General features: G+C 70.7%; 13 protein-coding genes, 3 tRNA genes and 1 pseudogene. 9 read left to right on the top strand and 8 right to left on the bottom strand.

What is annotated here, in order from left to right:
* Window positions 1-144 precede the first annotated feature (144 nt).
* The 4 genes and pseudogenes from AB0M08_RS04240 to AB0M08_RS04225 form a co-directional block, all read right to left on the bottom strand.
* A complete protein-coding gene (locus AB0M08_RS04240) occupies window positions 145-345 on the bottom strand; it encodes a Txe/YoeB family addiction module toxin (protein ID WP_364488937.1) in 201 nt (66 codons plus the stop codon).
* 62 nt (window positions 346-407) lie between these two features.
* Window positions 408-698: a type II toxin-antitoxin system prevent-host-death family antitoxin gene (locus AB0M08_RS04235; protein WP_364488131.1), complete on the bottom strand. Its 291-nt coding sequence runs from the start codon at window positions 696-698 to the stop codon at window positions 408-410.
* A 163-nt stretch (window positions 699-861) separates the two neighbouring features.
* Window positions 862-1,026: pseudogene (locus tag AB0M08_RS04230) on the bottom strand (PIN domain-containing protein); the annotation flags it as partial.
* Window positions 1,027-1,062: 36 nt separating this feature from the next.
* Entirely contained in the window at window positions 1,063-1,728 is a 666-nt protein-coding gene (locus AB0M08_RS04225) for a TetR family transcriptional regulator (RefSeq protein ID WP_364488128.1), read from the bottom strand.
* 108 nt (window positions 1,729-1,836) lie between these two features.
* Between AB0M08_RS04225 and AB0M08_RS04220 the strand changes: the two genes are divergently transcribed.
* From AB0M08_RS04220 to AB0M08_RS04185, 8 genes are all read left to right on the top strand, one after another.
* Window positions 1,837-2,772 (top strand): SDR family NAD(P)-dependent oxidoreductase, encoded by a 936-nt coding sequence (locus AB0M08_RS04220; RefSeq protein ID WP_364488125.1) that lies wholly within the window; start codon window positions 1,837-1,839, stop codon window positions 2,770-2,772.
* A gap of 144 nt (window positions 2,773-2,916) precedes the next feature.
* Window positions 2,917-4,911 carry a TRAP transporter fused permease subunit gene (locus AB0M08_RS04215; RefSeq protein WP_364488122.1) on the top strand — a complete coding sequence of 665 codons (1,995 nt, stop codon included), beginning with the start codon at window positions 2,917-2,919 and terminating at the stop codon, window positions 4,909-4,911.
* Window positions 4,908-5,903 carry a TAXI family TRAP transporter solute-binding subunit gene (locus tag AB0M08_RS04210; protein WP_364488119.1) on the top strand — a complete coding sequence of 332 codons (996 nt, stop codon included), beginning with the start codon at window positions 4,908-4,910 and terminating at the stop codon, window positions 5,901-5,903. Before AB0M08_RS04215 ends, AB0M08_RS04210 begins: the two co-directional genes overlap by 4 nt.
* Window positions 5,904-5,950: 47 nt before the next feature.
* Window positions 5,951-7,318 (top strand): acyltransferase, encoded by a 1,368-nt coding sequence (locus AB0M08_RS04205; protein ID WP_364488116.1) that lies wholly within the window; start codon window positions 5,951-5,953, stop codon window positions 7,316-7,318.
* Window positions 7,290-7,745, top strand: coding sequence for a sigma factor (locus AB0M08_RS04200; RefSeq protein WP_364488113.1), 456 nt, complete (start codon window positions 7,290-7,292; stop codon window positions 7,743-7,745). Before AB0M08_RS04205 ends, AB0M08_RS04200 begins: the two co-directional genes overlap by 29 nt.
* Window positions 7,736-7,809 (top strand) — tRNA-Leu (locus AB0M08_RS04195). The genes AB0M08_RS04200 and AB0M08_RS04195 overlap by 10 nt, the downstream gene beginning before the upstream one ends.
* A gap of 22 nt (window positions 7,810-7,831) precedes the next feature.
* Window positions 7,832-7,914 (top strand) — tRNA-Tyr (locus AB0M08_RS04190).
* A gap of 26 nt (window positions 7,915-7,940) precedes the next feature.
* Window positions 7,941-8,011: transfer RNA gene (locus AB0M08_RS04185), tRNA-Cys, on the top strand.
* Between the two features lie 21 nt (window positions 8,012-8,032).
* Here AB0M08_RS04185 and AB0M08_RS04180 read toward each other — a convergent pair.
* Entirely contained in the window at window positions 8,033-8,647 is a 615-nt protein-coding gene (locus AB0M08_RS04180) for a hypothetical protein (RefSeq protein WP_364488110.1), read from the bottom strand.
* 183 nt (window positions 8,648-8,830) lie between these two features.
* On the opposite strand from AB0M08_RS04180, the gene AB0M08_RS04175 reads away from it, so the two are divergent.
* Window positions 8,831-10,123, top strand: coding sequence for a ferredoxin reductase family protein (locus tag AB0M08_RS04175; RefSeq protein WP_364488108.1), 1,293 nt, complete (start codon window positions 8,831-8,833; stop codon window positions 10,121-10,123).
* Between the two features lie 159 nt (window positions 10,124-10,282).
* On the opposite strand, the gene AB0M08_RS04170 is transcribed toward AB0M08_RS04175, so the two are convergent.
* The 3 genes from AB0M08_RS04170 to AB0M08_RS04160 are packed head-to-tail and all read right to left on the bottom strand — an operon-like array spanning window position 10,283 to window position 11,094.
* Entirely contained in the window at window positions 10,283-10,642 is a 360-nt protein-coding gene (locus tag AB0M08_RS04170; RefSeq protein WP_364488105.1) for a group 1 truncated hemoglobin, read from the bottom strand.
* Between the two features lie 24 nt (window positions 10,643-10,666).
* The gene (locus AB0M08_RS04165; RefSeq protein WP_364488102.1) at window positions 10,667-10,852 is read right to left on the bottom strand and encodes a hypothetical protein; all 186 of its coding nucleotides are present in this window, start codon (window positions 10,850-10,852) and stop codon (window positions 10,667-10,669) included.
* Window positions 10,819-11,094 (bottom strand): hypothetical protein, encoded by a 276-nt coding sequence (locus AB0M08_RS04160; protein WP_364488099.1) that lies wholly within the window; start codon window positions 11,092-11,094, stop codon window positions 10,819-10,821. The genes AB0M08_RS04165 and AB0M08_RS04160 overlap by 34 nt, the downstream gene beginning before the upstream one ends.
* Window positions 11,095-11,122: the final 28 nt, after the last annotated feature.

Genomic DNA, 11,122 nt, shown 5'->3' with positions numbered 1-11,122 from the left:
CGGCCACGGTCCTCTCCAGGCCCACCCCGGCAGCGGCACTCCTCCTGGTCACCCCACCCTCGCGGTCCCGGTGACCTTACGGCGCGGCGGCTTTCCCCCAGCCGCCGCGCCGTCAGCGTCAGCAGCGGCAACGCCATCACCGAGCTACTTCTCGTCGTAGTGGCCGGCGCAGGCGGCGATCTCCAGCGTGTCGCCACGGACGCGATACACGAGTCGATGTTCGTCGTCGATGCGACGGGAGAGCCAGCCGGAGAGCGGGCCTTTGAGGTATTCCGGCTTGCCCAGGCCCGTACCGTCGGGGTCGCGCTGGATGTCGGCGATCAAGCGGTTGATGCGGCGGACGATCGTCGCGTCGCGTCAGGCCGTGTATTCGTCCCAGGCGTGTGGTGTGAATCTGACGCTCAGTCTCACGCCACGGCCTTTGCGGCACCGTCCGTGTCGTCGGGGAGGCCGGTGGGGTTGAGCAGCGCGTGTTCCTGGGTGAGCCCGGCGTCGGCCTGGGCGATGCTCTCCAGCAGACGCCGGGCGCGCTCCGGGCTGCTGAGCAGGTGCAACGTCTCCCGCATCGAGTTCCACTCGTCGAGGGAGACGATCACGACCGCCCGGCCACCGCCGCGGGGGATCACCGTCTCCTCGGCGTCGTCGATCACCGCGTCGACGACGGCGGCGAAGTCCCGCCGCACTTCACTGATCGTCATGACCTTCATGTTGTACCTCCTGCCGTACAACAAAGCGTACTCGTTGTGTGGCATTCACCGGGACAGCGAGGACATGCCATCGAGCGAGACAAGCCGTTCCCTGTCGGTCCACGCGGTCCCGGTGGCCCCTCGGGGCGACGGCTCTCCTCCAGCCGCCGCGCCGTCAGACCTTGAGGAGATCCACGTCGTAAAGGCCCGTCGCCGCGTCGCGGGAGGCCAGCGTGAGACCCTCCGCGAATGCCTGAGCGATGAGCATCCGGTCGAACGGGTCGCGGTGGTGCGGCGGGAGCCGGCCGGCCGCGATCGCGTGAATGTGGGTGACCGGCAACCGTTCCCGCGGTGCCGTAGCCCGGGAAACCGGGAGTCAGGGGCGGGGCAGGGTGCCCAGGAGGGAGGCCGTGAAGGAGATGCGCAGGGCGTCGTGGAGGTTCAGGTCGAAGATGCCGAGGGCCGGGTCCTCGGCGTAGGCGGCCTGGACACTCGGCGGCGGAGGGACGTAGGTCGCCAGGGCGCCGGCCGAGATCAGGCTCATCAGGCAGAAATACGGGGCGCTGTCGCCCAGTTCGGGCACGTGACGGTGGATCAGGTCCGCCATGGACGTCAGGCGGGCGAGGGACGAGCGCTTGTGGTGCTTGGCCACCTCGACCGTGACGTTCTGTTCCAGGACGCCGCCCTGGGCGCCGAAGAGGTCGCAGAGGATCGTGCGGGAGGACAGGGAACGGCTGAGGACCTCGGCCAGCTGGGTCGCCCGGGACTCCGGTGTGGCGGCCGGGTCGACGCCGGTGGCCAGCTCGGTCGCCAGGTCGGCGAGCCAGGACTCCAGGAAGGCGTCGAGGAGTTCGAGCAGGACCGCCTCGCGCGAGGTGAAGTAGCGCAGGACGTTCGACTTGGCCAGGCCGACGCGGCGGCTGAGCTCGTTGAGGCTGATCTCGGCGACCGGCATCTCGGTGAGCATCGCCGCGGCCGTGTCCAGGATCGCCCGGCGGCGGATCTCCCGCTGCTCCTCGCTGCGTGCCCGTTGAAATGTCACGTCCGCAGCCTAGCTTAAAGACCGGCGGTCCCTTGACAGAAGACCGTCGGTCTTTTAAGTTCTCTCTTAACAGACCGACGGTTTGTTAAAGCGGAGAAGGAGAACGTCATGAGTGCGAACTGGACCGGACGGCAGATTCCCGACCAGCGGGGACGGGTGGCGATCGTGACCGGGGCCAACACCGGGCTCGGATTCGAGACCGCCCGGATGCTCGCGGAGCGCGGGGCGACGGTGGTCCTGGCGGTCCGCGACGTCGCGAAGGGCGAACGGGCGGCCGGGCGCATCGGTGGTGACGTCGCCGTCCAGGAGCTCGACCTGACCTCGCTGGCCTCGATCCGGTCCGCGGCGGCCGAGCTGCGCGCGGCCCACCCCCGCGTCGACCTGCTGATCAACAACGCGGGCGTGATGTACACCCCGAAGCAGACCACCGCCGACGGGTTCGAGCTGCAGTTCGGCACCAACCACCTGGGGCACTTCGCGCTGACCGGGCTCCTGCTGGACCGGCTGCTGCCGGTGCCGGGCTCCCGCGTCGTGACGGTGAGCAGCACCGGGCACCGGATCCGGGCCGACATCCACTTCGGCGACCTGCAGTGGGAGCGCTCGTACAGCCGGATCGGTGCGTACGGTCAGGCCAAGCTCGCCAACCTGATGTTCACCTACGAGTTGCAGCGCCGGCTCGCCGCGTACGGCACCACGGTCGCGGTCGCCGCCCACCCCGGGATCTCCGACACCGAGCTCGCCCGCTACACGCCCGCCGCGCTCCGGCTGCCCGTCACCTGGCTCATGCCGCTGCTCGCGCGCACGGTCACCCAGCGGGCCGACATGGGTGCCCTGCCGACGCTGCGCGCCGCCACCGACCCGGGCGTCACCGGCGGGCAGTACTACGGACCCGGCAACCGTACGGAGCTGCGGGGATATCCGAAGCTGGTCACCTCCAGCCCGGCGTCCCACGACCGGGCGGTTCAGCGGCGCCTGTGGGCCGTCTCCGAGGAGCTCACCGGCGTGACGTTTCCGGTGCCGGCTCCGCGTCAGCCGGCGGCGTGAGGCGCTGCCGGGGACGGCGTGCCACGGTGGCGTACCGGTCGGGTCCGGCACCGGTTCGTTCCGGAGGCGGGTGGCCACCCGGGCGAGTGACGATCCGGTTCCGCTTCGTCACCGGGGCGGTGTGGCCGTAGTAGGGTCCGAAGCATGGGCGATGGTCGATCTCTCGAGGTCGAGGGGGCGGTGGCGGCCCACCATGACGAGCAGGAGCGGCCCGCCCGGGTTCTCGGTGGGTGGATCGGGGTGCTGGTCGCGGTCGTCGCCGGGGCGGCCGGAGGGCTCACGCTCTGGCAGGTGTTCCGGCCGCTGGCACAGGGGAGCCAGTTCTACCTGATCGTGTTTCTCGCCGGGACGCTGCCGCTGGTGTTCCTGGCCTATCGGGCGCGCGGTGGCAGAGGGGACGAACCCGGCTGGACGGACGGAGGGCTCGCCGGGCTTGCGTTCGTGGTGTGTCTGTATCCGATCAGCCCGTTCGGTGGTGGGTACGACGGGTTCCTCGATCGGCAGGCGCTGCTGGAACCGGTCGACGTCGTGTTCGGTGCGGTGTTGCTGATCCTCGTCGTGGAGGCGGCCCGGAGAACCACCGGGATGGCGCTGCCGATCGTCTGTTGCGCTTTTCTGGCGTACGGCTATTACGGCGGTCTGCTACCCCAGCACTGGCCGATCGCGCATTCCGGAATGGACTTCGCGCAGATCGTCGATGCGCTCTACAACTCGGCGAGCGGGTTCTACGGGACGCCGCTCGACGTCGCGGCCACCTACATCGTGCTGTTCACCATCTACGGGGCGGTCCTCGACCTGTCGGGGGCGAGCCGGTTCTTCGTCGACCTCTCCGTGTCGGCGTTCCGGAAATCGCGGAGCGCGGCGGGACGGACGGCGGTGGCGGCCGGATTCCTGCTCGGCACCGTCTCCGGGTCGGGGACGGCGACCGCGGTCAGCGTGGGCGCGGTGACCTGGCCGATGCTGAAACGGGCGGGCTATCCGGCGGAGCAGGCGGGCGGCATGCTCGCGGCGGCCGGCGTGGGCGCGATCCTGTCGCCGCCCACGCTGGGTGCCGCCGCGTTCATCGTGGCCGAGTACCTCGACGTCTCGTACCTGACCGTGCTCGGCTGGGCGATGATCCCGACGCTCCTCTACTACCTGGGCATCCTGCTCGCGGTCGAGATCGACGTGCGGCGGTTCGGCGTCCGCGCGGTCGAGATGCCCGCCACCGGCGCGTGGGCCCTGCTGCGGCGCTACGGCTACCACTTCTCCTCGCTCGTGCTGATCGTCGTGCTGCTGGCGCTGGGCGAGAGCGCCACCCGTGCGGTGGTCTACGCGACGCTGCTCGCGATCGCGCTCTCCGTCCTGGACCCGGAGCACCGGCTCACCCCGGGACGGCTGTTCGAGGCGCTCGCGGCCGGGGTCCGCGGCGTGCTGCCGGTGGTCGCCGTGTGCGCGGCCGCCGGGGTGATCACGGCGGTGACCACCAGGACCGGGCTCGGCGCGCAGCTGGCGTCCCTGCTGGTCGGTGGCGCGCGGACGGTCAGCGGTGACCCGGCCGTGGTGCTCGCGCTGACCGTGGTGCTGGCCGCGGTCGCGCTCGCGATCCTCGGGCTCGCCGTGCCGGTCACCGCGAGCTTCATCATCGGCTGGGTGATCATCGGGCCGGCGCTGCTCGGGCTGGGCGTGCCGGCACCGGCGGCGGCGATGTTCGTCTTCTACTACTCGGTACTCTCCGAGGTCACGCCGCCGACCGCGCTGGCCGCGGTGGGCGCGAGCGCGATCACCGGCGGCCGGACCATGCCGACCATGTGGCAGGCCCTCAAGTACGCGCTCCCCGCCTTCCTCGCGCCGATCGCCTTCGTGCTGACCCGGCACGGGGAGTACCTGCTGGCCCGGGGGCCGTGGACCGGGGTGCTCGGGACGAGCGTGGTGGCGGCGGGCGCCGTGTTCGGGCTCGCGGTGGCGACCGGTGGCTGGATACCCGGGGTGGGCCGCGCCGGGACGCCGAGCCGGGTACTGGCCGGGATCGCCGGGGTCCTGCTGCTCTACCTGGAGCCGGGCGCCGTGGCCGCCGGGGTGGCTTCCCTGGCCGTGTCCGTTCTCGTCGCTGGAATCGTACGGGAGAAAACGAAGCAGGAACCGGAGGCAGAAGCATGAGACGCGTCCTGACCGCCGCTGTGATCACCGCACTGACCGTGACCGCCTGTGGTGGGCGGCAGAACACCGCCGCGACCGACACCGGTGGCGAGGTCACCTGCGAGGTCGCGCAGGAGACCCGGGTCGGCATCGCCACCGGCAACGCGACCGGGGTCTACTTCGCGCTCGGGAACGCCTTCGCCGAGCAGGTCAACGCTTCCGGAGGCAGGCTCCAGGCGACCGCCGCCGAGACCGGGGCGTCGGTGCAGAACATCCAGCAGTTGGTCGCGGGAACCTACGACGTCGCGTTCTCGCTGGCGGACACGGCTGCCGACGCGGTGAACGGCACCGGGAGCTTCACCGCGAGGCAGCCGATCGCGGCGCTGGCCCGGATCCACACCAACTACACCCAGGTGATCGTCCGCAAGGCCGCCGGGATCACCGACGTCGCCGGGATGCGCGGCAAGCGGGTCTCCACCGGCTCGCCGAAGTCCGGCACCGAGGTGATCGCGAACCGGGTGCTGACCGCCGCCGGGCTGGATCCGGAGAGTGACGTGAGCGCGCAGAAGCTGGACCTGACGAAGACCGTAGACGGGATGAAGGACGGCACCATCGACGCGCTCTTCTGGTCCGGAGGGCTGCCGACGCCCGGTATCACCGACCTGCTGACGACCGCGAAGGATCAGGTCGCGTTTCTGGACGTCACGCCGCTGCTGCCGGAGATGCAGAAGATCAACCAGGTCTACCAGGAGGGGGACATCCCGGCGGCGACCTACCAGCAGGCCGCCGACGTGAAGACCATCGTGGTGCCCAACTACCTCGTGGTCCGCGAGGACCTCGACCCGAACGTGGCGTGCGTGCTGACCCGGACCCTCTTCACGGGGAAGACCCCGTTGGAGCAGGCCAACGCGGCGGCGAAGGAGATCGGCCTGGACACCGCGCGCCGCTGCGAGCCGGTCCCGCTGCACCGGGGCGCGGTGAAGGCGCTCGATGACCTGGGAGCGCCGCGGTAACCTCGCGCCCGGCGGCGCTTTCGAAGCCGGGCAGGTAGCATCCCCCGATGCCTGCGGCCAGCGATCGACGAGAACCCTCCCTCGCAGTGCGGCGAAATCTGCCGTCGCTCACCGGACTCCGGTGGATGGCGGCATTCTTCGTGTTCGGATATCACCTGAGCATCGTCGAATACTTCCGGCCGGGAAGTGTGGAGCTGCTGCTCGACAAGGTGTTCGGCGCCGGTTCGGTCGGGGTGTCCTTCTTCTTCATCCTCTCCGGATTCGTGCTGATGTGGGCGGCCCCGGCGGACGAGTTCCGGAAGTTCTGGTGGCGCCGTTTCGCCCGCGTCTATCCGCTGCACGCGGTCACCGCGATCGCCGCGCTGATCCTGATCGCGGTGGTGAGCCCGGATCGCCTTCCGGGCGCCGGGGTGCTGGCCGCGAACTTCGCGCTGATCCACACCTGGTTCACCACCGAGCCCTATTTCCAGAGCCTGAACAGCGTCAGCTGGACCCTCGCCTGCGAGGCCTTCTTCTACCTGCTCTTCCCGATTCTGGCGCCATTGACCGTACGGCTGCGACAGCGCGGTCTCGGGGCGCTGATCGTGACGATGTGTGCGATTCCGATCATCGGGCCGCTGATCCTCCGGCCGCTGCTGGGGCACTCCGCGGTGGACTGGTTCTTCCACTGGACGCCGGCCGGGCGGCTCCCCGAGTTCGTGCTCGGCATGGCCCTGGCGTGTCTGGTCAGGATCGGTCACACGGCCTGGCGGGGGCGGATGGTCGTGCTCTGGTGCGCGGTCGCCGTGCTCACCGTCGGCGGATACGTGCTGGCGCAGGAGACCGACGAGCCGTACCGGATCGCCGCGTGGACCATGCCGGGCTTCGGGCTGCTGCTCGCCACCGCGGCGCTCGCCGACGTCCGGTCGTGCTGGACGCCGTGGCGGAGCCGGACGTTCGTGCTGCTCGGCGAGCTCTCCTTCGCGTTCTACCTGGTCCACCTGCTGGTCGTCCGGCTCGGCGAGGCGACCATCGGCTTCCACCCGCGCCTGGACACCCCCGGGGCGGCCGGGCTGGCGCTGCTCGCCTTCCTGCTCTCGCTGGGCCTGGCGTACGCCCTGCACAAGGGCGTCGAGGTCCCGGTCCGCAGACTGCTCCTGCGCGAACGCCGCCGCACCGCCGCGCCCGCGGCCGCCCCTGCTCCCGCCCCCGCTCCGGCTCCCGCCCCTGCCCCCGCTCCGGCTCCCGCCCCCGCTCCGGTGCCGGCTTCCGTGGCGGCGCCCGCTTCCATCGCCGCGCCCGCTTCCGTGGCGGCGGTCGCGGTGTCCCCCGAAACATCGACGGTCGTGCAACCCTCGGTCGAGTCCACCCCGTGTGTACCCCGACAGAGGAACGATGGGGGACTGTATGAGCGACCGGGACGAGGCGTTCGCTGAGTACTTCGCGGCGCGCTCGGGCAGCATGCGGGCGACGGCGTACCTGCTCTGCGGTGACTGGCACCGCGCCGAGGACCTGACACAGAACGCCTTCACCAAACTGTATCTCCGCTGGCATCGGGTCGACCGGCATGAGGCGCTGGATCCGTACCTCAGAAAGGTCCTGATCCGGTCCTTCATCGACGAGGGCTGGTGGCGGCGGGAACGGCCGCAGGACGTGCCGGACGACCGGATCGCGGCGGCGCCGGAGCTCCGTAAATGCGTTGCCGGGTCCGGGGCGCGGATTCTAGGTTGTACGCATGTCGCTGAGCATGTGTCACCACCTCTATCTCGCCCCGGACCGGTGGCGCGGCTGAGCCCGCACGCATCTCTGCGCCGCCGTTCCCACCCTCGGGACGGCGGCTTTCTCATGTTCACGCCCTCGTAGCCCAACTGGCAGAGGCCCGGCGTCGAGAGCGCCGGCAGTGCGCGTTCGACTCGCGCCGAGGGCACGAAATTCCTTTTCCCGTACGAGTGGGCGCGCCGACGCAGGAGAGTCGGGGCCGGCTGTAAACCGGTCGCCGAGCGCTGAGCAGGTTCGAATCCTGTCGCCCGCACTGCCGGTCCTCGGTGACCGGCGCACGATCGCGTGCCCGAGTGGTCAGGGAGCCGCCTGCAAAGCGGATCACGCCGGTTCGAATCCGGCTGCGGTCTCGGAGGAACACCCTGGAGACGTCAGCGGGCGAGGTTCAGTACCCGGTGGTAGCCGATGCGGTGGTAGGTGTCGGCGTCGAGGGTGCCGATCACGCAGCGGTGGTCCAGGGCCAGCAGGGCCGTGTGCAGGGTGTCGGGGCGTTCGGCGCTCTTCAGGCCGGTCATGATGTCGATCTGCCGGACCGTCAGCGGGGCCGTCTCGACCACCGCCATCGGCGACGGCGGGTTCAGCAGGCGGTGGAGTCGCCTGGCGGCGTCGTCGGGTGCGGGTGGATCGGCGGCCAGCCGCAGGTAGGCGAGGGGCGAGACGAGGATCCGGCAGGACTCGTCGGCGGCGGCGTCGATGAGGGCCGCGCCGACCGTGGCGTTGTCCAGCCGGGCGAACGACGTGAGGACGCTGCCGTCGATGACGAAGTCCGGGTGGACTGCCGCCGGATCGTGGTCCCCGGTGAGGCCGAGCCGGTCGATCTCGGCGGCCAGCGGGGCGTGGTCCTCCGGGCGGGGTAGCGTCCGCCGGTTCTCCCGGAGGTGGGTCAGCAGCATCTGGTGGATGCCGTCGAGGCCGAGGCCCGCCCGCTGGTACTCGTCGAGGAGGTGAGCGGCGGCGAAGGGCCGGGCCGGGTGCTGGTGATCCACGACCGAAGACCCTAGCCCGGCGGGCCGTTCGGGGCGGGGTGAAATCCGGCACGGTGGGGTTGAACCCGGGGGTGGGGGTGGGGGTACACCACGGCAACAGCAGTTCCAGCCGGGGAGGCCGGGATGATCGCCGTGACCGAGCCGAGAGTGGTGTCGTTTCGCAGGGCCGTACGGGGCGCTCGCATGGGCGTGTGGGTGTTCCTCGTGGTCAATGTGGTGGTGGTGCTGGGGATGTTCGCGGCGGCCGGGCCCGCCAAGAACGCGCTCGGGACCGTCGGACGGCTGCTCGGGCTCCTTCTGGCGCTCGCCCTGGCGCTGCAGCTGCTGTTGGTGTCACGGCTGCCCATCCTGGACGTGGGGTTCGGGATGGACCGGCTGACCACCTGGCACCGGTGGACCGGTCAGGCGGTGTTCTGGCTGGCGCTGGCGCACCCGGCGTTCGTGCTGCTGGGCTTCGCGAGGTTGGACGGGATCTCGTTCCTCGGCGAGACGGTCAACCTGGCGAAACAGGTGCCGGTGCTGCTCGGGATGATCGCGGTGCTGCTCATCGTGGTCGTGGTGGGTCTCTCGGTACGCATCGTCCGGCGCCGGCTGTCGTACGAGGCGTGGCACGCGGTGCACCTGCTGGTCTACGCGATCGTCGTGCTCGGGATGCTGCACCAGGTCTACGAGGGGAGCGCGTTCCAGGTCAACCTGTTCACCCGGGTCTACTGGTGGGGGCTGTGGGCGTTCGTGCTCGGGTCGCTGCTGGTCTACCGGGTCGTGGTGCCGCTGGTCCGCAACAACCGGCACCGGCTGCGGGTGGCGGCGGTGGTCGCGGAGTCCGCGGACGTGGTGTCGGTGCACGTGACCGGGCGGGACCTGGAGAAGCTCCGGGCGCGGGCCGGGCAGTTCTTCCTCTGGCGGTTCCCGGGGCACAACCCGTGGTGGCAGGTGAACCCGTTCTCGCTCTCGGCGGCGCCGAACGGGCGGTCGCTCCGGCTGACCGCGAAAGGCGTCGGCGCGACCAGTGCGGGGTTGCGGGACCTGCCGATCGGGGCCAAGGTGTTCGCCGAGGGGCCGTACGGGGCGTTCACCACCGTGCACCGGTCGCGCGACGCGTCGCTGCTGATCGCCGGGGGGATCGGGGTGACGCCGATCCGGGCGCTGCTGGAGGACCGCGGGCTGACCGGGCACGTGGTGATCCTCTACCGGGTACGCGATCCCCGCGACGCGGTGCTCCTCGGTGAGCTGCGGAACCTCGCCGAGCTGCGCCGGGCCAGCCTGCACGTGCTGAGCGGGCGGAGCGGGGCGGGCAACCCGCCGTTCCGGCCGTTCGCGCCGGAGCGACTGATGGAGATGGTGCCGGACGTGACGGCGCGGGACGTGTACGTCTGCGGTCCCGAGCCGATGACCGACGCGGTGCTGGCGAGCCTCCGCGCGCTGCGGGTGCCGTCCCGCCAGATCCACGCGGAGCGCTTCCGGCTGGCGGCATAGGAGTTCAGCCGCGGCGGGAGCGGGAACGACCAGAGCTGGGCCGCCCGTCCGATGCCCACGGGGCGGTCCGGCGGATGACCCCGGGAGCTGACTCGGTATGGGGGAGACAGGTCCCGGGGCCACCGTCGTACGGGAGAAGCGGTCTTGGGGTGAGAAGGGCTATTCGATGACGTCGGCGGCGACCGAGGTCAGGACGCCGCGGACCGAGCGCAGCACCTCGTCGTCGACGCCGAGCCCGGCCAGGACGCCGATCAGGTAGGCGCCGACCAGCTCGTAGTGCTCCCCGGTGATCCCGAGTCCGAAGTGGGCGCCCCGCAGATCCTGCCCCGCGTAGTCGGCCGGACCGCCCAGGACCTGGCCCAGCAGCAGGACCATGTGCTGCTTCAAGTGGTCGAGGTCGACGCCGTCGAAGTACTCGGCCAGGCGCTCGTCGCCGAGGATCACGCGGTACAGCGCGTCCACGGCGGCCCTGACGGCGGTCTCGCCGCCGATCCGTGCGTAGAACGAGTCGATGGACACGCGTCGATTGTCGCTCGCCGGGCGTCAGCGGGTCAGACGCCGTTCGGCCATACCGAGCGCGGTGTCGCTGAGCTTGCCGAGCAGCGCGAGCAGGATGATCGCGAGGAGCATCACGTCGGTACGGCCGGTGTTCTGACTGTCGATCAGCAGGAAGCCGAGCCCCATCGAGGACGCGATCAGCTCGGCCGCCACCAGGAAGAGCCAGCCCACCGGGAGCTCCGGCCCTCGGCGTACGCCGGCTCGAACAGGGTGTCGAGGGCGTTCCGGGCGCTCTCCTCGGACTTCACGTTGAGGACGCCATACGAGTTGAACGCCACGTTCCGGTAGATCAGCGTGGAACCGGCCTCCTGCTCGGAGGTGGCCATCAGCGGGTCGAGCCCGGCCCACGCGTCCACGTCACCCCGTTCCAGGGCGGTCTTCCCGTCGGCGTGCTGCAGGTTCACCACGGTCACGTCGCTCGGCTTCAGCCCGGCCTGGTCC

It is taken from the genome of Actinoplanes sp. NPDC051851, assembly GCF_040681165.1.
In the GTDB taxonomy this organism is placed as follows: Bacteria; Actinomycetota; Actinomycetes; order Mycobacteriales; family Micromonosporaceae; genus Actinoplanes.
This window is presented reverse-complemented; position numbering and strand designations above follow the sequence as displayed.

What these genes read in the sequence shown, in the direction of transcription:
- AB0M08_RS04200 (WP_364488113.1), top strand. Translation starts at nt 7,290, where the DNA reads ATGAGCGACCGGGACGAGGCGTTCGCTGAGTACTTCGCGGCGCGCTCG.
- AB0M08_RS04175 (WP_364488108.1), top strand. Translation starts at nt 8,831, where the DNA reads ATGGGCGTGTGGGTGTTCCTCGTGGTCAATGTGGTGGTGGTGCTGGGG.
- AB0M08_RS04215 (WP_364488122.1), top strand. Translation starts at nt 2,917, where the DNA reads ATGGGCGATGGTCGATCTCTCGAGGTCGAGGGGGCGGTGGCGGCCCAC.
- AB0M08_RS04235 (WP_364488131.1), bottom strand. Translation starts at nt 698, where the DNA reads ATGACGATCAGTGAAGTGCGGCGGGACTTCGCCGCCGTCGTCGACGCG.
- AB0M08_RS04205 (WP_364488116.1), top strand. Translation starts at nt 5,951, where the DNA reads ATGCCTGCGGCCAGCGATCGACGAGAACCCTCCCTCGCAGTGCGGCGA.
- AB0M08_RS04220 (WP_364488125.1), top strand. Translation starts at nt 1,837, where the DNA reads ATGAGTGCGAACTGGACCGGACGGCAGATTCCCGACCAGCGGGGACGG.
- AB0M08_RS04210 (WP_364488119.1), top strand. Translation starts at nt 4,908, where the DNA reads ATGAGACGCGTCCTGACCGCCGCTGTGATCACCGCACTGACCGTGACC.